The following is a 20,545-nucleotide window of genomic DNA, read 5'->3' on the forward strand; positions in this document are numbered from 1 at the left end:
TTCGCGAGCAGGCTCGCTCCCACTTTGGTTTCAAAGTGTAGCCACCAGTTTGCTCAGCGGGCGGCGCTGGTGCGGACAAGCGGATTTACCGGCAGTCGCCAGCGCTTGGCCCCCGCGCCCGCTGGCACTAGACTGGCGGCCTTTTCACCACCTTGATGTTGATGCTTGAGCCATGGCCGCCATAGTCGAACCGTTCTGGAAACGCAAAACCCTCGATCAACTCGATCACGAGGAATGGGAATCGCTGTGCGACGGCTGCGGTCTGTGCTGCCTGCAAAAGCTCGAGGACGAAGAAGACAACAGCGTCTATTACACGCGCATCGCCTGCAAACTGCTGGATCTGAAAACCTGCCAGTGCAGCGATTATCCGAACCGGATCAAGTTTGTCCCTGACTGCATTCAGCTCACGCCGGGTCAGGCGGAGGAATTCAAGTGGCTGCCGCCGACCTGTGGTTATCGTCTGGTCAGCGAGGGCAAGGATCTGCCGTTATGGCATCACCTGGTGTGTGGCGACCGCGACGCGGTGCACCATGAGCGGATTTCCCAGTCCGGGCGCATGCTCGCCGAAGGCAGCGTGCCGGAAGATGACTGGGAAGATCATCTGATTTTTCGCGCGGGCTGATGAGATGGTGAGTTGTTGAACCCGTAAAGATCAAAAGATCGCAGCCTTCGGCAGCTCCTACAATGGAAAACGTGATTTCGTGTAGGAGCTGCCGCAGGCTGCGATCTTTTGCTTTAAAGCCTCAGACGCCAGCCTTCGGCGAGGTCAGCGAATCATTGCCGGTCACAGTGGCTGTTTCAGTAGCCACTTCGGCATTGGTCTTCAACTTGCTCAGTTCTTCCCCGGCGCGTTCGATCTTCGCCCGCACGTTGTTCATGTCCTGACGGCCTTTTTCCAACAGGCTTTTCGCCGAGCAGTGCCCGGTGATGCCACGGGCTACGGCCATGCCGCCGAGTGCCACTTGCAGCAGGCCGAATACGCCGCCACGGCGCAGGCCCTTGCCGACCATCAGCACGCCGCCGGTCAACGAGCCGATGCGCTCCCAGCCATGCACATTCTTGTGCGAAGGCGACTGGAACGGGGTGGATTCGATGCGTTCTACGCGTTTGAGCTCGCTCATGATCTATCTCCAAGCAGGGTGCGATTGATAGATAAGCTGACTGCCAGGGCGGTCAGCTTGTTCCATCGAATGTGCGACGCTTCAGCGGAATTTCGGCCCGGAGCGGGTGTTCAGGCCCTTGGCCATGCGGTCGTAGAGCACGACGTTGACCGTGGCGGCGAGATTCATGCAGCCGGTGGTGGGGATGTACACGACGTCTTCGCACCAGTCGCGAATCTCTTTATCCAGCGAGCCGTCTTCCGGCCCGAAGATATACAGGGCGCGGTCGGGGTGGGTGTATTCCGGCAGCGGCCGTGCGCCTTCGACCAGCTCTACCGCGACGGGAACGCAGTTGAGCGGAAGGATTTTTTTCAGGTCGTCGATGCCGATCAACGGGATGTCGTAGTGCACGCGCTTGGTGTCGGTGACGAAATCGGCCGCGCGTTCATAACGCTTGCCGGTGTAGAACACCGACGCCACGCCGTAACAGCCTGCGGCGCGCATCACCGAGCCGACGTTCTCCGGTGATTTGGGGTTATACAAACCAATGCAGCTGTACCGTTTGTCTGCCACGAGCGGGGTGCCTTCGGGAAAAAGAGGGCGATTATACGGGGATTGGGGGAGGGCGGGCAGATTCGAGATTTGTGGTGCCTGGCCGGCCGCCTTCGCGAGCAGGCTCGCTCCCACAGGGGAACGCATTTCAACTGTGGGAGCGAGCCTGCTCGCGAAAGGGCCAGCTCAGGCGATGAAGATCTTCAATCTTCTTTTTTCATCAGGCCAGCCAGGGCCGCAAACGGGTTATGCGTGGCCTTGGCAATCTTCGGTGTGCTCAGCGAGCCGTCGCCGAAATACTGCTGATCGGTGTAACGCGAGTGCTCGTTGTCGTGGCAATACAGGCACAACAGCTCCCAGTTCGAGCCGTCCTGCGGGTTGTTGTCGTGGTTGTGGTCGCGGTGATGCACAGTCAGTTCGCTCAGGCGCTTGCCGGAAAACTCACGGGCGCAGCGGCCGCAGACGTGCGGGTACATTTTCAGGGCTTTGTCGCGGTAGCCCATTTCCTTGTCGCGCTGGTTGTCGGCGAGGATGCGGTCCAGCTTCGACGTGTTGGTGGGGGTGGACGAACTCATGGGTTCACCTTTGCAGAAAGACTGATGACGGTTATGTGCAGAGTTTAGCTCAGCCCTTGAGCTTCTCGGCAATCCAGATCGTGTGACGGGTGCCCTTGTTGCCGTGGGCGAAGACCTGGACTTCTTCGGCCTTGAAACCGGCCTTCTTCAATTTGTCGGAAAACTGTCGGTCGGCGCTGGCCGACCATACCGCGAGCACACCTTTGGGGCGCAGCGCCTTGGCGCAGGCATTCAGACCTGCGGCGGAATACAGCCAGCTGTTGGCCTTTTGAGTCAGGCCTTCGGGGCCGTTGTCAACGTCAAGCATGATCGCATCGAAACCGTTCGGCTCGCTTTGCAGCACATTGGCCACATCTTCCTGACGGATCACCGTGCGCGGGTCGAGCAATGGCCGACCGGACTTCTCCCCGAGCGGGCCGCGATTCCACTCGACTACGCCGGGCACCAGCTCAGCGACCACCACTTCGGCGGACTTGCCCAGGTGCTTGAGTGCCGAGGCGAGGGTGAAACCCATGCCCAGGCCGCCGATCAACACCCGCGAATTCGGCCGGCCGGCGACCTTGCGGCAGGGGATCTCGGCCAGCGCATCTTCAGAACCGTGCATGCGCGTGTTCATCAACTGTCCGCCGTCGCCGCCCTGGATCTTGATGACGAAATCCTCGCCATACTCGAACAGGCACAGGGCACCGCCGTTTTCAGGGATCGGGGTGGTGTCGAGCAGAACGAAACGTTTCATGGAAATCTCTAAAGGGGGGGAAGGCAAGCAGGCGCGTTGGGAGTAGCCTGAGCACAGACTAAAGGCCAAACGGAGCCCTTGATGAAGCGCACCATTCTAACGGTCATTACCCTGGCCGCGCTCGCGATTACTGCAGTGCAGGCCCAGCAGAGCGTTCCGGTCAGCCCGACGCCGCAGCCCGGCTCGCCCGGCACCGCGACGCCGACGCCGTATCCGCAGATCACCCCGATCACCCTGCCCAAGTCGGGCGCCGGTAGCGGCAGCCCGCCACTGGTGCCGATTGAAATGCCCAGCCCGCCGAGCAAGGATCAACCGGTGCCGGGCATCGAGCCGAACGGCAACAAGGTCAAATCCCCCGGCGGCTAAACCTGTTGCGCGGCGAGTTGGCCGTCGGCCATGCGCAGGCGTTTGGACAGCGAGACGGCGAGGGCGCGGATGATCTTCGCGGCGATTTTCGGCGCGTCGTTGAGCATTTTCTCCAGCGAGTCCTTGCCCAGATTGAGCAACTGACAATTGCTCGCCGCGATACACGTGGCCGAACGACGTTCGCCATCAAGCACGGCCATTTCACCGAAGGCCCGGCCGCTGCGCAGGGTGGCCATGGTGATGACCTGGCCGTCAGCGCCGGTTTTCTGCACGGCGACCTGGCCGGTGTGGATGATGCACATGAAACTGCCGGCATCACCCTCGCGAAAAATCGCCTCGCCTTCAGCCACGGTGCTGATGCTGAAATAGCCGGAAGCGGCCGCGAAGTCGGCCAGCTGCAATTGATCGAACAGGCCACAGTCCATCAGCCAGTCGCGGATTTCGTTGTTCAGAAAGGTCGGTTCGGACATGTCGATGCGGTCTTTTTGTTATCACATTTCAAGGCTATACACGGATCCCGTAGGAACGGGCTTTTGTGGCGAGGGGATTTATCCCCGCTCGGCTGCGCAGCAGTCGCAAGTCCTGCCAACTCGGTGCTTCAGAAATACTGAGTTTGCAGGTTTGGGGCCGCTTCGCAGCCCAACGGGGATAAATCCCTTCGCCACAATGGGTCTGGAATTAAGACCCAAGTGACCGACGGAGTTCCTCAGGCCAGGCCCAAAACCTTGAACACAAATGCATATTCGAGCGCTACGTCACGTAATCCCTGATAGCGCCCGCTCATGCCGCCATGCCCGGCACCCAGTTCGGTCTTGAGCAGCAGCACATTGTCGTCGGTCTTGGTCGCGCGCAATTTCGCCACCCACTTGGCTGCTTCCCAGTACTGCACGCGGCTGTCGTTGTAGCCGGCGATCACCAGCAGTGGCGGATAAGCCTGCGCGGTGACGTTTTCGTACGGTGCGTAAGCCTTGATCCGATCATAGACGTCCGGTTCTTCCGGGTTGCCCCATTCGTCGTATTCGGTGACGGTCAGCGGCAGATCGGGGTCGAGCATGGTATTGAGCACGTCGACGAACGGCACTTCGGCAATCGCCACGCCGAACAGGTCCGGGCGCTGATTGAGTACCGCGCCGATCAGCAGGCCACCGGCGCTGCCGCCGCTGATCGCCAGTTTTTCCGCCGTGGTGATGCCGTTGAGGATCAGAAACTCAGCGCAAGCGATGAAGTCGCTGAAGGTGTTGTGTTTGTGTTCCTGCTTGCCGGCGCGATACCAGGCTTCGCCCAGCTCGCCGCCGCCGCGTACGTGGGCAATGGCGAAGGCCATGCCGCGATCGAGCAGGCTCAGGCGGGCGTGAGAAAACCACGGATCGAGGCTGGAGCCGTAAGCGCCATAACCATACAGATACAGCGGCACCGGTTTACCGACCATTTCGCGCTTCATCACCAGACTGATCGGCACCTGCGTGCCGTCCGGGGCGGTGGCCCATAGGCGTTGGCTGACATAGGCGTCGGCATCAAATTGGCCGAGTACCGGGGTTTCCTTGAGCACCGTTTGCTCGCCGCTGGCAAGAATCAACTGGCGCACCTGGGCCGGGCGATTCAACGCTTCGTAGCGCAGGCGAATGCGGTCGCTCTCGAATTCCAGGCTGTTTTGCACGTGGAGGCTGTAGGCCGCATCGGGCAATTGCACGCGATACGGCGCCGAGCCCTGTGGGTGAACCTCGATGATCGGCAGGCCACCTTCGCGCAGACTCAAAGTCATCGCCTCGGTGTTGAGGCTGACACCGTCGAGCATCACTTCTTCGTTGTGCGGGATCAGGTTCTGCCAGTCGGCCTCGCTCGGCGGCACGCCAGTGTCCGGAGCCTGATACAGGGCGAAGTTGATGCCGTCGCGGTTGGTACGGATAAACCATGTCCAGACGCCATCGAGCAGGCCGTGGTCGACGTCGTATTCGTGATCTTCGACCCGTGGCGCCAGGCAGCTGAACGGCAGGTGCGGTTGGTTGGCGTCCAGCGCCCAGACTTCACTGGTGGTCTTGCTGCCCAGCGACAGCAGCAATTGCTGTTCGGAGCTGGCGCGGTAGCAATGCAGGAAGAACCGACCGTCCGGCTCGTGGAAGACTTCTTCAGCGGCGGTGCCATCGAGACGATAGCGGAACAGTTTATGCGGGCGATGGGTGTCGTCGAGCACACCGAAAAACAGGGTCAGGCTGTCGTTGGCCCAGGTCATGCTGCCGTCGCAGTCCTCGAATTCCAGTTCGCTGACCTTGTCGTTGGACAGCTCCTTGACGAACAGCGTGTAGATCTCATCGCCCGAGGCATCAACGCTGTAGGCCAGGCGCTGGTGATCGGGGCTGATGCTGAAAGCTCCGAGGGAGAAGAAGCCGCCATTGGCCAGCGCATTCGGGTCGAGCAGCAATTGTTCGCGGCTTTCATCGAGGGTCAGGCTGTCGTCCGCCGGGCGCGGGCAGCGGTAGTGCCGGGCATATTCGTCACCGGCGGTGGTGCGCGTGTAATAAAGGTAGGGGCCCCAGGGCGAGGGCAGGGACAGATCAGTCTCGAGAATCCGGCCCTTGATCTCGTTGAACAGGCTTTCACGCAGCTCGGCCTGATCGGCGGTTTGCGCTTCCTGATAAGCGTTTTCAGCCTTGAGGTAGTCGAGCACCGCGTCGGTATCGCGTTCCTGCAGCCAGGCATACGGGTCGGCGCCGGGCGCCCGCTGGGCAATCGGGGCAGTCATGACATTGGCGGATTGGGGCATGGAAGGCTCTCGGACAATATTCGGAATTGGGTTGTTCGCAGGTCTTGAAAGCGCCGCAGCCCGTGTGGGAGCGAGCCTGCTCGCGAAAGCGGTGTGTCAGGCAACGCTGTTGCAACTGACAGTCCGTATTCGCGAGCAGGCTCGCTCCCACAGGGGCGGCTGCTGGCCGTCTGGTATTGGGACAAGCCGCATGGGCGAAAAGTCGTTACTATAAGCGCCTATTTGCCTGCCTTGCCATGGACACCATGACCGAGAACGACTATCTGATCGCCTGGGGCCTTTACGCCTTTGCCGCCGTGGGCTGCCTGCTGGTATGGATGCGCCTGACCACCTGGATGTGGCGTTGGCTGCGCGAGCCGCTGCGTGTGCTGATGGCGGTGTTGCTGTTCAGCCCGACCATCGTCGATCCGGTGAAAGCCAAAGTTGCACCGGCCATCGCCATCACCGCCCTGGACATGCTGTTCAAGGTCGGCAACAACGCCTGGCGCGCGGTTTCCGATCTGTTCATGTACGGCATGATCGCCTTCGGGGTGTATCTGGTTTTCGTCTTGATCCGCCTGCCGATCGAGCGTGCCTCGGTAGCACGGCGTGAACGCGCCGAGGCCGCCAAGGCCGCCGCCCGTGCCGAAGAGCGCGACGATGATCAACCGTTCGGTGGCGCCGGTGACGACCGCTACGGTCGCCCGCCAGTACCGAACAATCCGCAGCGCATGCGGGTCGAGCCGCGTCTGTAACCCGAGAGTCCGCACATGTGTGAATTACTGGGCATGAGTGCCAACGTGCCGACCGACATCGTGTTCAGCTTCACCGGCCTGATGCAACGCGGCGGCCGTACCGGCCCGCACCGCGACGGCTGGGGCATTGCCTTCTACGAAGGGCGGGGCCTGCGGCTGTTTCAGGACCCGGCAGCGAGCAGCGAGTCGGAAGTTGCCAACCTGGTGCAGCGTTATCCGATCAAGAGCGAAGTGGTCATCGGCCATATTCGCCAGGCCAACGTCGGCAAGGTCTGCCTGTCCAACACCCACCCGTTCGTCCGCGAACTGTGGGGGCGCAACTGGTGTTTTGCGCACAACGGCCAGCTCGCCGACTTCACTGCGATCAAGAGTTTCTACCGACCGGTCGGCGATACCGACAGCGAAGCGGCGTTCTGCGATTTGCTCAACCGGGTACGCGCAGCCTTCCCCGAGCCGGTCGATATCGAAGTGCTGCTGCCGGATCTGGTCGCAGCGTGCGCCGAATATCGCAGCAAAGGCGTGTTCAATTGCCTGCTCAGCGACGGTGACTGGCTGTTCTGTTATTGCTCGACCAAACTCGCCCAGATCACCCGCCGCGCCCCGTTCGGCCCGGCGCGGCTCAAGGATGTCGATGTGATCGTCGACTTCCAGGCCGAAACCACGCCCAACGACGTGGTCACGGTGATTGCCACCGAGCCTTTGACCGAAAACGAAACCTGGACCCGTTACGAACCGGGCCAATGGAGCCTGTGGCGACGCGGCGAATGCGTCAGCCAGGGCAAGACCGAATAAGGATTTGCATCCATGTTGCTCAGTTATCTACGGCTGGTGTTGTTTGCGGCGGGCCTGTTGATCGGTGTCCAGGTGCCGGGGTTCATCAACGATTACGCCCAGCGTGTCGAAGCGCACCTGATCGAAGCGCAGACCGGTCTGCGTGGTTTCCAGGGCACGGCGGATCAGTTTTTCAAAGGCGATATGCAGGCGCTGGTCGCACATTACCGTGCCAGCGAAGACCCGATTTTTCGCAGCGATGCCGACAGCCTGAACACCTTGCTCACCCGCCAGGTCGCGCTGGACAAGCAATTCCAGGCGATGCAAGGCCCGTGGTATGTGCGCTTCCTGCAAGTGGTGCTGGCCGCCGATCCGGATATTCGCAAGGAAACCTGGAACGGCTACAGCTACCAGATCCTGCTGACGCCAGAGGCGATGATCTGGGGCATGAGCGGCGCGTTGCTGCTGTCGTTCGGCGTCGAATGCCTGTTCCGCCTGATCGACTGGGTCGTCCTCGGCGGCCGCCGCCTGCGCCAGAGCCGACCGATCGAAGATCGCGATGTGCGCGGTTTGTAAGACTTGCACAATCCCCTCTGGCAAGAGAGGCCTTATGGCATGGGGGATTCTGTGGTGAGTGGGCTCTGTGGTGAATGAGCTCTGGGGTGAATGGGTTCTTTGGTGAATGGGCTCTGGGATGAGTGGTTTCTGTGGCGAATGAGTTCCGTGGCGAGGGGATTTATCCCCGTTGGGCTGCGCAGCAGCCCCAAAACCTGCAAATGCGGTACCTCTGAAAGACCGCGTTGGCCCCAATCACGACTGCTGCGCAGCCGAGCGGGGATAAATCCCCTCGCCACGTAATCATTCAGTAAGGGTGATGTAGTCCTTGCCGACCTTGTGCGCATACCCCGCTAGCACCTGCTGACACAACGTCACGATCTCCTCGACCCACTCAACCCCGACCCGCCACGACACCACCACCGGCAGATTCGCCGGCCGCTGCTCGATGTCGAGCAAGATCAATTCGCCCCGTGCCAGCTCCTCGGTCACCAGCACCGGCGGCAGCGCGCCGATACCGAAGCCATCGCGCAACAACCGGGTGATCGCCGACACCGAGTTCACGCAATTCAAGCGTGGCGCCATGACGCCGCTGGCCTGCATCAGCGCGACGATATCCTGATGCGGTCGTGAGTTTTTCGAGTAGGTGATGATCCGCTCCTGCGCCAGTTCGGCGAGGTCGGCGTAGTCGCGGTTGTAGATCGAATTGCTCGCGACAATCCAGCCCAGCGGATGGCTCGCCAGCTCGAGGCTGCGCACGCTTTCGTGACGGACCAGATCGGTTTGCAGAACCAGATCAAGGAAGCCTTTTTGCAGTTGATCGCAGAGGTTCAGCGCGGTATCCGCGACCAATTCGATTTCCACCCGTGGGTACAGATCGGTCATCTGCGCCACCAGCGGGCTCAGCCAGGTATGGATCACTGTGTCCATCACGCCGATACGCACCCGGCCGACCTTGCTCGAACGGGTCTCGATCGACTGCTTCAGCGCCGCCATGGTGTCGAGCATCTGCTCGGCATAGTCGAGCACTTTCAGGCCTTCCGGGGTCAGGCTGACGCCGCGTGAGTCGCGCAAAAACAGCTTTACGCCCAGCTCGCCTTCGAGCACTGCAATGCGGCTGGAAATCGATGCCTGGGTGGTGAACAGCTTGTCAGCGGTCAGGCGAAAACTCTTCAGGCGCGCGACCCAGACAAAGGTCTCGAGAAACTTCAGATTCATGGACAAGGCTCGAGTGACAAATTTTTCTTATGCCTAAGGCGGGTTTTTATTCGTTGGACGGCGCAGGGCAGGGCGACGAAAAATCGGCGCATCCGGTTCCCACGATAGGCGTCGTCGGAGCTTCGAACAAGACCAATAAAAGCCCTGCGGAGATTTGCCATGAGTGCTCCCGATACCCTCCCTTTATCCAAGCCTGCGGCTCGCCCCGGACCTTTCGACTGGTACCGCAACATCAACCAGCAGGAGCGCCGCACGTTCTGGAGCTGCAAGATCGGCTACGGTCTGGACGGTATGGACACGCAAATGCTCAGCTTCGTCGTGCCGACGCTGATCGCGATGTGGGGCATCACTACGGGCGAAGCGGGGCTGATTCACACCAGCACCTTGATCGCTTCGGCGATCGGCGGTTGGGTCGCCGGGATCCTCTCCGACCGCATCGGCCGCGTGCGCACCCTGCAACTGACGGTGCTGTGGTTCGCCTTCTTCACCTTCCTCTGCGGCTTCGCGCAAAACTACGAACAATTGTTGATCGCCCGCACCCTGATGGGCTTCGGTTTCGGCGGTGAATGGACCGCTGGCGCAGTGTTGATCGGTGAAGTGATCCGCGCCAAGGATCGCGGTAAAGCGGTGGGCATGGTGCAATCCGGCTGGGCGCTGGGTTGGGGCCTGACGGCGATTTTGTATGCGCTGCTGTTCTCGGTATTGCCTGCGGAAGATGCCTGGCGGGCGCTGTTCATCCTCGGCATCGTGCCGGCGATATTCGTGATTTTCGTCCGTCGGCTGGTGAAAGATCCGGAGATCTATCGCGAAGCCAAAGCCGCGCAAACTCCGGAAAACCCGGCGAAGTTCTACGAGATCTTCGCACCGGGAATGCTCTTCACCACGTTTCGCGCTTCCTTGCTGACCACCGGTGCGCTGGGCGGCTACTACGCGATTACCTCCTGGCTGCCGACCTTCCTCAAAAACGAGCGCGGTCTGAGCGTGCTCGGCACCGGTGGTTATCTGGCGATGGTGATCGTCGGTTCCTATGTCGGTTATGTGATCAGCGCGTATCTGACCGACCTGCTGGGGCGGAAAAAGAACTTCATTTTGTTCGCGGTCGGCTCGTTCACCATCGTTCTGCTCTACACGCAGATGCCGGTCAGTAACGGCGTGATGCTCTGGCTGGGCTTTCCGCTGGGCTTCTTCGCTTCGGGGATTTTCAGCGGCATGGGTGCGTTTCTCACCGAATTGTTCCCTACGCGGATTCGCGGCTCGGGCCAGGGTTTCTGCTACAACATCGGCCGCGCGCTGGCGGCGTTGTTCCCGCTGTTGATCGGCCTGCTCAGCCAGAAAGTGCCATTGAGCATGGGCATCGGCGCCTTCGCGGCGGTCTCCTATGGCGTGGTGATTCTGGCGGCGCTGAGCCTGCCGGAAACCCGTGGCAAGCAACTCGACGCGCAGTAACTGATACCCTGCGCAGAAGTCTCCTACAGATAAAAAGACCAGCAGCTACAGGAGTGTTCACCGTGAGCCGCCTGCTATTGAATTGCGACATTGGCGAGAGCTTCGGCAGCTGGACCATGGGTCTGGACGCCGAAGTCATGCCCTTCATCGATTGCGCCAACGTTGCCTGTGGTTTCCATGCCGGCGACCCGAGCATCATGCGCAAAACAGTGGCGCTGGCGCTCGAGCATGGCGTGCAGATTGGCGCGCACCCGGCCTATCAGGATCTGGTCGGATTCGGCCGGCGTTCCATGGCCTATTCCGCGCAAGAGCTGCAAGACATCCTGCATTACCAGATCGGTGCCCTCGACGGCATCTGCAAGGCGCAGGGCGGGCGCGTGAGCTACGTCAAACCCCACGGCGCGATGTACAACGACATGATGGCCAACCCGGCGCAGTTGCGCGCGGTGGTGCAGGCCGTGGCCGCTTATGATCGCAATCTGCCGCTGATGTTGATGGCGACCCGAGACAACGCTGCGGCGCAGCAAATTGGCGATGAATACGGCGTAACGCTGTGGTTTGAAGCGTTCGCCGACCGTGCCTACGACAGCGCCGGCCGGCTGGTCTCCCGGCAACTGCCGGGCGCCGTGCATCACGATCCCGAAAAAATCGTCGAGCAAGCGCTGACCATCGCCAATGGCGGCGCGCTCACCGCCAGCGATGGCAGCGCCTTGATCCTGCGCGCCAATACCTTGTGCGTCCACGGCGACAACGCCAGTTCCGTGGCCGCCGTGCAGCGCATTCGCCAGGCCTTGCAGCAGTCGAGTGCGTCATGAATCCACGGGTTGAAGTGGTGGCGCTGGATTGCCTGATGCTGCGTCTGTTCGATGACATCGCCGAAGCCAACATGCCGTGGATGCTCGCCGCCAGCGAGCGGTTGCGCACGGCGTTTGGTGCACAGTTGATCGATCTGGTGCCGTCCTATACGACGTTGATGGTGCATTACGATCTGACGCTGTTGAGTCCGGCGCGGGCGCGCCAAATGATCGCCGACGCGCTGGTCGATCTGGCGCCGAATGCGCGCCGTGCCGGGCAGTGTCACGTCTTGCCGGTCTGGTACGACTTGAGTGTCGGCCCGGAACTGAGCCTGTTGGCCGAACGCAGCGGGCTGGTGGTGGAGGAGGTGATTCGTCGCCACAGCGCACGGGAATATCAGGTGTTCGCGTTGGGCTTTGCGCCGGGTTTTGCCTTCATGGGCCTGGTCGAAGAAATGCTCGCCGCGCCGCGCTTGAACACACCGCGCAAGAAAGTCGCCGCTGGCAGCGTCGGTATCGCCGAGCGGCAGACCGCTGCCTATCCGGTGGTCTCGCCCGGTGGCTGGAACCTGATCGGGCGCACCCCGGCGCAACTGTTTGATCGCCATCGCGACGGCTACAGCCTGATGCAACCGGGCGACACGGTGCGCTTCGATGCCGTCGATCACGCCGAATTCATACGCTTGGGCGGCGATGACACCCCACTGGAGGCGTTGGCATGAGTCGATTGACGATCGAAGCCAGCACACCGCTGTGCCTGTTGCAGGATGCCGGGCGGTTTGGCGTGCGGCATCTGGGCGTGACCCAGGGCGGCGCGGCGGATTGGTGTTCGATGAGCTGGGCCAATTGGCTGCTCGGCAATGAGCTGGATGCAGCAGTGGTTGAAATCACCCTCGGCGGGTTTGCTGTTGTGGCTGAAGAGGATTGCCTGCTGGCGCTGGCGGGAGCGGATCTCGGCGCGCAGATCGACGGCCAGCCGCTGGCGCCGTGGCGCAGTTTCAAATTGGCGAAAGGCCAGACATTGCGATTTACCCAGCCGTTGCTTGGCGCTAGAGCTTATCTGGCGGCCCCCGGTGGGTTTACTGCGCCTAAGGTGCTGGGCAGCAGTGCCACGGTGGTGCGCGAAGAATTGGGGGGGCTTGATGGCATGGGCCTTCCGCTCGCCAAAGGGGCGGTGCTCGGTTACAGCGGCGAAGCGTTGGCAGTACGGGAAATGCCTTCGGCGCTGCGGCCGGATTTCAAAACGCACGCGCCTTTGGACTTGGTGCTCGGCGCACAGATCGGCCAGTTCAGCGGGCAGAGCCTGTTCGATGTCTTCAACAGCGCCTGGACCATCGACAGTCGCGCCGACCGCATGGGCATCCGCCTGCTCGGCTCGGCGTTGCAATATCAGGGCGCGCCGATGATCTCCGAGGGGATTCCGTTGGGCGCGGTGCAGGTGCCGCCCGATGGCCAACCGATCGTGTTGCTCAATGATCGCCAGACCATTGGCGGATACCCGCGCCTGGGCGCGTTGACGCCGCTGGCGCTGGCGCGATTGGCGCAATGCCTGCCGGGAGCGAAGGTGAAATTGAGGCCGGTAGTGCAGGACGTCGCGCACCGCGAGCATGTCGAGTATTTGCAGCGCTTTAAAGATCGCTAAAAGCTTCGCGAGCAGGCTCGCTCCCACAGGTAAAAGCATTCCAATGTGGGAGCGAGCCTGCTCGCGAAGGCGTTCGTCGAGTTAACGATTATTTGGAAAGAAACCGCATCCCTTCTTCAAGCCCGCGCAGCGTCAGCGGATACATCTGATCCTCGATCAGATCGCGGACGATGTTGGTCGACGAGGTATAGCCCCAGGTATCTTTCGGATACGGGTTGATCCAGATGAGCTTCTTGTATTTCTCCATGAAGCGCTGCATCCACACGTAACCCGGCTCTTCGTTCCAGTGCTCGACGCTGCCACCGGCCTGGGTGATTTCGTAAGGCGCCATGGCGGCGTCACCGATGAAGATCACTTTGTAGTCGGCGCCGTATTTATGCAGCAGATCCTGGGTCGAGGTGCGTTCGGAAGTGCGGCGCATGTTGTTCTTCCACACTGATTCATAAATGAAGTTGTGGAAGTAGAAATACTCAAGATGCTTGAACTCGGTCTTGCAGGCCGAGAACAATTCCTCGCAGATCTTCACGTGCGCATCCATCGAACCGCCGATGTCGAACAACAGCAGCAGCTTCACCGTGTTGCGCCGTTCCGGGCGCATCTGGATATTCAGCAGGCCGGCGTCCTTGGCGGTGTGGTCGATGGTGCCGTCAATGTCGAGTTCTTCCGCCGCACCCTGACGGGCGAACTTGCGCAGACGACGCAGGGCGACCTTGATGTTGCGCGTGCCCAGTTCCACCGAATCGTCGAGGTTCTTGTACTCGCGCTGATCCCAGACCTTGACCGCTTTGCCCTGACGCTTGCCGGCATCGCCAACGCGGATGCCTTCCGGGTTGAAACCGCCGGAACCGAACGGGCTGGTGCCGCCGGTGCCGATCCATTTGTTGCCGCCGGCGTGACGTTCCTTCTGTTCTTCCAGACGCTTCTTGAATTCCTCGATGAGCTTGTCCAGCCCGCCAAGGGACTGGATCTGCGCGCGTTCTTCGTCGCTCAGCGAACGCTCGAATTCCTTGCGCAGCCAGTCTTCGGGAATCAGCGCCTGCAAGTGATCGTCGAGTTTCTCCAGGCCATTGAAGTAGGCACCGAACGCGCGGTCGAACTTGTCGAAATGGCGCTCGTCCTTCACCAGAATCGCCCGCGACAAGTAGTAGAACTCGTCCATGTCGGCGAAGGTCACGCGCTGTTTCAGCGCGTTGATCAGGTCGAGCAGCTCGCGTACCGACACCGGCACCTTGGCTGCACGCATTTCGTTGAACAGGTTGAGCAACATGGCAGCAGCCTCTTAGCGGGTGCCGCGCCGGCTCATGAACGCCAGGCGCTCAAGCAGTTGCACGTCCTGTTCGTTTTTCACCAGTGCGCCTGCCAGCGGCGGAATGGCTTTGGTCGGATCGCGCTCGCGCAGCACCGCTTCGCCGATGTTGTCGGCCATCAGCAGTTTCAGCCAGTCGACCAGCTCGGACGTCGAAGGCTTTTTCTTCAGGCCCGGTACCTTGCGCACGTCGAAGAACACGTCGAGCGCTTCGCTGACCAGGTCCTTTTTGATGTCCGGGTAGTGCACGTCGACGATTTTCTGCAGGGTAGTGCGGTCGGGGAAAGCGATGTAGTGGAAGAAGCAGCGGCGCAGGAAGGCGTCCGGCAGCTCTTTCTCGTTGTTGGAAGTAATGATGATGATCGGGCGCTTCTTGGCCTTGATGGTCTCGTCGATCTCGTAAACGTAGAACTCCATCTTGTCGAGTTCTTGCAACAGGTCGTTGGGGAACTCGATGTCGGCCTTGTCGATTTCGTCGATCAGCAGAATCACCCGCTCCTCGGACTCAAAGGCTTCCCAGAGCTTGCCCTTCTTCAGGTAATTGCGCACGTCATGGACTTTTTCATTGCCCAGCTGCGAGTCGCGCAAACGGCTGACCGCGTCGTACTCGTACAGACCCTGATGGGCCTTGGTGGTGGACTTGATGTGCCAGGTGATCAGCTTGGCCCCGAACGACTCGGCCAGTTGCTCGGCGAGCATGGTCTTGCCGGTGCCCGGCTCACCCTTGACCAGCAGCGGCCGTTCCAGGGTGATGGCGGCGTTGACCGCCAGCTTCAGGTCATCGGTGGCGACGTAGGCCTGGGTGCCTTCGAACTTCATCTGCAAATCCTCGAACGGTAACGCTGACCTTGCGGGCAGGGCGGGGCGAATAATCGGATGCCCGACTATAACGCGCACGCCGGTCGACTGTGAACGCAGACGGCTTATTCAGTCTCTGAATGGAGCGTCACATGTTGACTCAGTCTCGGCGGATGGCCAGTATTCCGGTATCGCCGATTTGGCGATAGCCTTTCTTACTCGGTTAGTAAAAAGGGCAGAAAATCGATGTTACCCATGAAACGGCCGCGTCTGCGATCTGCGCACGTCCTGTCGGATTTCAGGTTGGCGCTGACATTTATCAATGGTCAGGAACTGACAGTTGATTTGGGGATGGATATTCATACTTATCCAGGTCTGCGGCCACTGCTTGATCGCGAAGTCTTTGCGACTGCCGTAGTCGGGGACGAGGGTTGGATCGTTGAATGGGTTGAACCCGACGTACAGATCGGTGCAGACACCTTGTATATGGATGCGCTAGCGCAAAATGCCCAGGATGAGAACACGCGCATTTTTATCGATTGGCGCGCCCGTACCGGACTTTCTCTCAATGATGCGGCCGAAGCGCTCGGTGTGAGCGCTCGCAGCATCAGCCGTTACAGCAATGGGCGTGAAGCAGTGCCACGTTCTTTGGCGTTGGCCTGTCTGGGCTGGGATTCGCTGCAACAGCGTTCATCGATAGCGGCCGAAGACACAGGTCGATATGTCGTCAACCGCAAAAATTAACCCTCATCCGGCTTCGGCCGCTCATATCGCGCATTGAATGCCTGGATGAAGCCATTGCGCAAAATCTGCAAAAACGCTTCGAAGGCGTTGACGTTCTGCTGGTGAACATTGCCGCTGAGTTCGACGCGAGTGGCGAACTGGTTTTTGTTCTGGTTTTTCAGCACGGTCTCGGTGCCGCCGACCAGCGCTTCCCAGATGGAGCGGAACAGGCCTTTGTTCTTGTTCTCGACGTCTTGCTGCCAGTTGAAAACGTCGACGTCGCGCAGCAGGGGTTTGATGTAGCCGGTGAGTCGGGCTTTCTCTGCCTTCGCTTCGATAACCACGTCGCCGTGGCCGGCGTTGAAGTCGAACTTGCCGTAGGCGGCGGCGAAGTCGTTCATGCGTTTGAGCTCGATGTCACGGGCGCGCAGACGGAATTCAAAGTCTTCGAAGTTGCTCAGCGGATCGAAGGTGGCGGTGGTTTCCAATGGCGCGTGGCCCAGCAGCAAGGCCTTGCCTTCAAAGCGGGCGTCGCGTTTGCCTTCCTTGTCGACCACATTGGTCAGGTTGTAGATGCTGGCGTTGACGTTGCTGGCGTTCATGTTCACCGGCGGCTTGGAATTGAAGTTGCGGAAGGTGATACGGCCGTCGTTGATCTGCACTTCATCGAGGGTGATCGGCAGCAGCTTGCCCAATTGTTCACGCCAGTCGGTGCCCTGACCGGTTTGCGAGTTCTGCTTGTTGGGGCCGCCGTCGACGAAGTTGATTTCGGGGTTGAGAAATTGCACCTGCGCGACCACGGCATGGTCGTACCAGAGCGAATGCCAGCTCACCGACAGGTCGATCAACGGCGCATCGACGAACGGCACCGGGACCTTACCATCGACCTTGACGATCTTCAGGCCATTGATTTTGTAGGCGCCGCGCCATAGCGCGAGATCGACATCCGTGATCTGTCCACGGTAATCGCCCATGTCCGCGAGCTTGTCATTGAGGTAGTCGCGTACCAGATAGGGCAGGGCGAAATGCAGGGCGACCAGCAGCACCACGACACCCGCCAGGGTCCAGAGCGGCCAGCTGTAACGACGTTTCATGCCATTGTTCCTTCAAGAGTGTGGCTTGACGATTCAATGCGATTGACTCCGCGCGTTTGCAGACGTTCGACCCGACTGGACTGTGATCGGCAACGGGCTTACCTTGGAAGGCTGAATTCAACGCTGCATAAGGACCCAGCCATGAGCCGTATTTACGCTGACAACGCCCACTCCATCGGTAATACGCCGCTGGTCCAGATCAACCGCATCGCGCCGCGCGGGGTTACGATTCTGGCCAAGATCGAGGGGCGCAATCCCGGTTACTCGGTCAAATGCCGAATCGGCGCCAACATGATCTGGGACGCCGAAGGCAGCGGCAGACTCAAGCCGGGCATGACCATTGTCGAGCCGACTTCCGGTAACACCGGTATCGGTCTGGCCTTCGTTGCCGCTGCGCGTGGCTACAAGTTGATGCTGACCATGCCGGCATCGATGAGCATCGAGCGCCGCAAGGTTCTTAAAGCCTTGGGCGCGGAACTGGTGTTGACCGAGCCGGCCAAGGGCATGAAGGGCGCCATCGAGAAAGCCGCGGAAATCGTCGCCAGCGATACCGATAAATATTTCATGCCGGCGCAATTCGATAACCCGGCCAACCCGGCGATTCATGAAAAGACCACCGGCCCGGAAATCTGGAACGACACCGACGGCGCCGTGGATGTGCTGGTGGCAGGCGTCGGCACCGGCGGAACCATTACCGGTGTCTCGCGGTATATCAAGAACACCGCCGGTAAACCGATTCTGTCCGTGGCTGTCGAGCCCGCTTCTTCGCCGGTGATTACGCAGGCGTTGGCCGGCGCCGAGATCAAGCCGAGCCCGCACAAGATTCAAGGCATCGGTGCCGGTTTTGTGCCGAAGAATCTTGATCTGTCGATGGTCGATCGCGTCGAGCAGGTGACCGATGAAGAATCCAAGGCCATGGCTTTGCGACTGATGCAGGAAGAAGGGATTTTGTGCGGCATTTCCTGCGGTGCTGCCATGGCGGTGGCGGTGCGTCTGGCGGAGAAACCAGAGATGCAGGGCAAAACCATCGTCGTGGTGCTGCCGGATTCGGGCGAGCGTTATCTGTCGAGCATGCTGTTCAGTGACCTGTTCACCGAGCAGGAGAACCAGCAGTAAGCCTGTTGATTCAGGTCAGCCGAGGTTCAGGTGCTGCATGCTAATAAAGGCTTTGTTGCGTAATGCTTAACACTTAATCTTGTGTCAGGCGGGTTTTTCCGCAGGCCGGTAGTGTTTATCATGGCCGGCTGCCATGCCGGGTAAAGGGCATTGCGCAGCGTTGTCTTTATTCAAGGAGTTGTTGATGACCGTTTCGTTTGCCGCCAAGGCGTTTGTGCTGTTGCTGTTTCTGGGCAGCACGCTCTATGTGCATTTGCGCGGCAAGGCGCGTTTGCCGGTATTGCGCCAGTTCGTCAACCACTCCGCGCTGTTCGCGCCCTACAACGCGTTGATGTACCTGTTTTCCGCAGTGCCGTCCAGACCGTATCTGGATCGCAGCAAGTTTCCGGAACTGGATGTTCTGCGCGACAACTGGGAAACCATCCGCGACGAAGCCATGCACCTGTTCGACGAAGGCTACATTCGCGCTGCCGAAAAGAATAACGATGCCGGTTTCGGTTCGTTTTTCAAGAAAGGCTGGAAGCGTTTCTATCTGAAGTGGTACGACAAACCGTTGCCATCGGCCGAAGCCCTGTGCCCGAAAACCGTGGCGCTGGTCAGCGCCATTCCCAACGTCAAGGGCGCGATGTTTGCGCTGCTGCCGGGCGGCAGTCACCTCAACCCGCACCGCGATCCGTTCGCCGGCTCGCTGCGCTATCACCTCGGTTTGTCGACGCCCAACTCCGATGATTGCCGGATCTTCGTCGACGGTCAGGTCTATGCCTGGCGCGACGGCGATGACGTGATGTTCGACGAGACCTACGTGCACTGGGTCAAGAATGAAACCGCTCAGACTCGAGTGATTCTGTTCTGTGACATCGAACGTCCGCTGAGCAACCGCTTGATGACCCGGATCAACCGCTTCATCAGCGGCTGGCTCGGCCGCGCCACCGCGCCGCAGAATCTTGATGACGAACGCGTTGGCGGCATCAACCAGGCTTATGCCTGGAGCAAGAACTTCAGCGACCGTTTCAGCGGCGTGGTCAAGCAGTGGAAGCGCCGCCATCCCAAGGCCTACAGGGTAATGCGCCCGGTGCTGGCGGTGCTGGTGCTGACGATGCTGGGGTACTGGTTGTTTGGCTGAGGCTGGATCAGACAATAGAAAACCGCTCTTTGGGAGCGGTTTTTCATTAGCGGAAGGAAAAGGACGACCCGGCTAATGCGCCGCTTGGCTCTTCAACGGCTGGATTGACCAGTGCATTCCTGATGCGATGCATCTCGGTTTCAGATAATTCAACAGATGGCTGCTTTTTCTCCATCTTTCTGGATTTGAAGTTTGATGCTTTCTTTTCAACGACAGCTTTCATGGGATCTCCCACGTTGATCACTAAATGAGCAGGTGCTCAGATACTAGACTTGGTCAATACGCTTCACAAGACGGCCCTCAGAGTCGAATTCGAAACCCAGTTGACGGTATAGAGGTATAGCTCCCGAAAGAGGCTCCTGAATTTCGATTTGCTGGCTGCCGATGATACGTGCGAAATGAGTGACGGCAGTCAGGGCGAAGGTCGCTATGCGGCCCTTGAGCGGGTGTTCGTTTGGGTGCCCCTCAAGACGCACAATTTTGACTCTCAGTCGGCTTTGGTTCGGATTGGCGAAACAAAGTCCGCACAGTTCACGATCAAACCAGATTGCCAGATCGAAGCTCATTGGTTCTTTGGCTTTCCATCGGACAATTTCCTCCCAGCAGAAATGCGGATCGAGCCATTGCTCATAAGCTTTCATGGCGGACGCATCAATAGCCTCGAAGCGAACCTTGGAATAATCAACGTCAACAATTGCGCGCGCCTCGAGTTCGCTGTGTAGCTTCGCAAATGTAACTGCCGCCCGCTTCCTCGCCTCCCACCGATAAACCTGATACCGCAAATACGTCCGTTTCCTTGGCATATGATCTCTTGCATTCCATGTCTCCTGACAATCCGTTGCCACGCCAATAACCCTAACCACCCGGCGCCAGACTGTCGCTACCGGCCCTTCGCCCAAGTCATTGCAATCTGTGTCCCGGGCTGGTTATAGTCAGCCCGGTTGAGCGCCATGCTCACGCCTTCATTTCCTCAATAAAGATCAGCATCCATGCCTGCATCCCTCATCAACGCGGTAGTCGATTCAGCGGTCAACGCTGGCGTCGTGCCGTGCGGGAATCGGCAGCCTGTGCAGATCAGTCATTACCCTCCACCTGTCAGTAGCACGCCGGTGTGCGCAGTCGTTTCGCCGCCGGG

The 20,545-nt window shown here is 59.9% G+C and carries 24 protein-coding genes; 12 read left to right on the top strand and 12 right to left on the bottom strand.

Features of this window, described 5'->3' with window-relative positions; translation table 11 throughout:
* Positions 1-172 precede the first annotated feature (172 nt).
* On the top strand, positions 173-622 hold the full coding sequence (locus AB9L16_RS06285) for a YcgN family cysteine cluster protein (RefSeq protein ID WP_016771232.1): 450 nt from the start codon (positions 173-175) through the stop codon (positions 620-622).
* 121 nt (positions 623-743) lie between these two features.
* On the opposite strand, the gene AB9L16_RS06290 is transcribed toward AB9L16_RS06285, so the two are convergent.
* From AB9L16_RS06290 to AB9L16_RS06305, 4 genes are all read right to left on the bottom strand, one after another.
* Positions 744-1,121 (bottom strand): DUF2892 domain-containing protein, encoded by a 378-nt coding sequence (locus tag AB9L16_RS06290; protein ID WP_236167964.1) that lies wholly within the window; start codon positions 1,119-1,121, stop codon positions 744-746.
* Between the two features lie 81 nt (positions 1,122-1,202).
* The gene (locus tag AB9L16_RS06295; protein ID WP_007911337.1) at positions 1,203-1,673 is read right to left on the bottom strand and encodes an RNA methyltransferase; all 471 of its coding nucleotides are present in this window, start codon (positions 1,671-1,673) and stop codon (positions 1,203-1,205) included.
* A gap of 182 nt (positions 1,674-1,855) precedes the next feature.
* Positions 1,856-2,227, bottom strand: coding sequence for a YajD family HNH nuclease (locus tag AB9L16_RS06300; RefSeq protein ID WP_003222612.1), 372 nt, complete (start codon positions 2,225-2,227; stop codon positions 1,856-1,858).
* 49 nt (positions 2,228-2,276) lie between these two features.
* Positions 2,277-2,963: a spermidine synthase gene (locus AB9L16_RS06305; RefSeq protein WP_071174691.1), complete on the bottom strand. Its 687-nt coding sequence runs from the start codon at positions 2,961-2,963 to the stop codon at positions 2,277-2,279.
* Positions 2,964-3,044: 81 nt separating this feature from the next.
* Here AB9L16_RS06305 and AB9L16_RS06310 point away from each other — a divergent pair, with 81 nt between their 5' ends.
* Entirely contained in the window at positions 3,045-3,329 is a 285-nt protein-coding gene (locus AB9L16_RS06310) for a hypothetical protein (protein ID WP_016771228.1), read from the top strand.
* Here the strand turns inward: AB9L16_RS06310 and AB9L16_RS06315 are convergent.
* Entirely contained in the window at positions 3,326-3,799 is a 474-nt protein-coding gene (locus AB9L16_RS06315; protein ID WP_016771227.1) for a cyclic nucleotide-binding domain-containing protein, read from the bottom strand. The two genes, AB9L16_RS06310 and AB9L16_RS06315, sit on opposite strands and share 4 nt — an antisense overlap.
* A gap of 236 nt (positions 3,800-4,035) precedes the next feature.
* A complete protein-coding gene (locus AB9L16_RS06320; protein ID WP_375123252.1) occupies positions 4,036-6,090 on the bottom strand; it encodes a S9 family peptidase in 2,055 nt (684 codons plus the stop codon).
* 236 nt (positions 6,091-6,326) lie between these two features.
* Here AB9L16_RS06320 and AB9L16_RS06325 point away from each other — a divergent pair, with 236 nt between their 5' ends.
* From AB9L16_RS06325 to AB9L16_RS06335, 3 genes are read left to right on the top strand one after another with little or no spacing between them, the layout of a single operon-like run.
* The gene (locus tag AB9L16_RS06325) at positions 6,327-6,824 is read left to right on the top strand and encodes a hypothetical protein (RefSeq protein WP_056783588.1); all 498 of its coding nucleotides are present in this window, start codon (positions 6,327-6,329) and stop codon (positions 6,822-6,824) included.
* A gap of 15 nt (positions 6,825-6,839) precedes the next feature.
* Complete coding sequence (locus tag AB9L16_RS06330; RefSeq protein WP_041478844.1) at positions 6,840-7,616, top strand: class II glutamine amidotransferase; 777 nt, start codon at positions 6,840-6,842, stop codon at positions 7,614-7,616.
* A gap of 12 nt (positions 7,617-7,628) precedes the next feature.
* Entirely contained in the window at positions 7,629-8,171 is a 543-nt protein-coding gene (locus tag AB9L16_RS06335) for a DUF2937 family protein (RefSeq protein WP_024012023.1), read from the top strand.
* 282 nt (positions 8,172-8,453) lie between these two features.
* Here AB9L16_RS06335 and AB9L16_RS06340 read toward each other — a convergent pair whose 3' ends face one another.
* Positions 8,454-9,368: a LysR family transcriptional regulator gene (locus AB9L16_RS06340; RefSeq protein WP_095180652.1), complete on the bottom strand. Its 915-nt coding sequence runs from the start codon at positions 9,366-9,368 to the stop codon at positions 8,454-8,456.
* Between the two features lie 159 nt (positions 9,369-9,527).
* Here AB9L16_RS06340 and AB9L16_RS06345 point away from each other — a divergent pair, with 159 nt between their 5' ends.
* The 4 genes from AB9L16_RS06345 (at position 9,528) to AB9L16_RS06360 (ending at position 13,250) form a co-directional block, all read left to right on the top strand.
* Positions 9,528-10,814, top strand: a complete 1,287-nt coding sequence (locus tag AB9L16_RS06345) for an MFS transporter (RefSeq protein WP_016771221.1) — start codon at positions 9,528-9,530, stop codon at positions 10,812-10,814.
* 62 nt (positions 10,815-10,876) lie between these two features.
* Positions 10,877-11,629, top strand: a complete 753-nt coding sequence (locus AB9L16_RS06350) for a 5-oxoprolinase subunit PxpA (RefSeq protein WP_056783592.1) — start codon at positions 10,877-10,879, stop codon at positions 11,627-11,629.
* Positions 11,626-12,330 carry an allophanate hydrolase subunit 1 gene (locus AB9L16_RS06355; RefSeq protein WP_056783594.1) on the top strand — a complete coding sequence of 235 codons (705 nt, stop codon included), beginning with the start codon at positions 11,626-11,628 and terminating at the stop codon, positions 12,328-12,330. Before AB9L16_RS06350 ends, AB9L16_RS06355 begins: the two co-directional genes overlap by 4 nt.
* Positions 12,327-13,250 carry a biotin-dependent carboxyltransferase family protein gene (locus AB9L16_RS06360; RefSeq protein WP_375123253.1) on the top strand — a complete coding sequence of 308 codons (924 nt, stop codon included), beginning with the start codon at positions 12,327-12,329 and terminating at the stop codon, positions 13,248-13,250. The genes AB9L16_RS06355 and AB9L16_RS06360 overlap by 4 nt, the downstream gene beginning before the upstream one ends.
* Positions 13,251-13,338: 88 nt before the next feature.
* On the opposite strand, the gene AB9L16_RS06365 is transcribed toward AB9L16_RS06360, so the two are convergent.
* Positions 13,339-14,517 carry a VWA domain-containing protein gene (locus AB9L16_RS06365; RefSeq protein ID WP_016771218.1) on the bottom strand — a complete coding sequence of 393 codons (1,179 nt, stop codon included), beginning with the start codon at positions 14,515-14,517 and terminating at the stop codon, positions 13,339-13,341.
* Positions 14,518-14,529: 12 nt separating this feature from the next.
* The gene (locus AB9L16_RS06370; RefSeq protein WP_007911294.1) at positions 14,530-15,375 is read right to left on the bottom strand and encodes a MoxR family ATPase; all 846 of its coding nucleotides are present in this window, start codon (positions 15,373-15,375) and stop codon (positions 14,530-14,532) included.
* Between the two features lie 225 nt (positions 15,376-15,600).
* Between AB9L16_RS06370 and AB9L16_RS06375 the strand changes: the two genes are divergently transcribed.
* On the top strand, positions 15,601-16,098 hold the full coding sequence (locus AB9L16_RS06375; RefSeq protein ID WP_056783602.1) for a helix-turn-helix domain-containing protein: 498 nt from the start codon (positions 15,601-15,603) through the stop codon (positions 16,096-16,098).
* Here the strand turns inward: AB9L16_RS06375 and AB9L16_RS06380 are convergent.
* Positions 16,095-17,171 carry a DUF748 domain-containing protein gene (locus AB9L16_RS06380; protein ID WP_056783605.1) on the bottom strand — a complete coding sequence of 359 codons (1,077 nt, stop codon included), beginning with the start codon at positions 17,169-17,171 and terminating at the stop codon, positions 16,095-16,097. The genes AB9L16_RS06375 and AB9L16_RS06380 overlap by 4 nt on opposite strands.
* A 141-nt stretch (positions 17,172-17,312) precedes the next feature.
* Between AB9L16_RS06380 and cysK the strand changes: the two genes are divergently transcribed.
* Both cysK and AB9L16_RS06390 read left to right on the top strand, forming a co-directional pair.
* The gene (cysK, locus tag AB9L16_RS06385; protein WP_095180659.1) at positions 17,313-18,287 is read left to right on the top strand and encodes a cysteine synthase A; all 975 of its coding nucleotides are present in this window, start codon (positions 17,313-17,315) and stop codon (positions 18,285-18,287) included.
* 184 nt (positions 18,288-18,471) lie between these two features.
* Positions 18,472-19,410: an aspartyl/asparaginyl beta-hydroxylase domain-containing protein gene (locus AB9L16_RS06390; RefSeq protein ID WP_252868967.1), complete on the top strand. Its 939-nt coding sequence runs from the start codon at positions 18,472-18,474 to the stop codon at positions 19,408-19,410.
* Positions 19,411-19,456: 46 nt separating this feature from the next.
* On the opposite strand, the gene AB9L16_RS06395 is transcribed toward AB9L16_RS06390, so the two are convergent.
* Positions 19,457-19,633, bottom strand: coding sequence for a hypothetical protein (locus tag AB9L16_RS06395; RefSeq protein ID WP_191622380.1), 177 nt, complete (start codon positions 19,631-19,633; stop codon positions 19,457-19,459).
* A gap of 43 nt (positions 19,634-19,676) precedes the next feature.
* Positions 19,677-20,213: a hypothetical protein gene (locus AB9L16_RS06400; protein WP_375123254.1), complete on the bottom strand. Its 537-nt coding sequence runs from the start codon at positions 20,211-20,213 to the stop codon at positions 19,677-19,679.
* Positions 20,214-20,545: the final 332 nt, after the last annotated feature.

It is taken from the genome of Pseudomonas sp. LW8 (assembly GCF_041956865.1).
Taxonomy (GTDB): Bacteria; Pseudomonadota; Gammaproteobacteria; order Pseudomonadales; family Pseudomonadaceae; genus Aquipseudomonas; species Aquipseudomonas siliginis.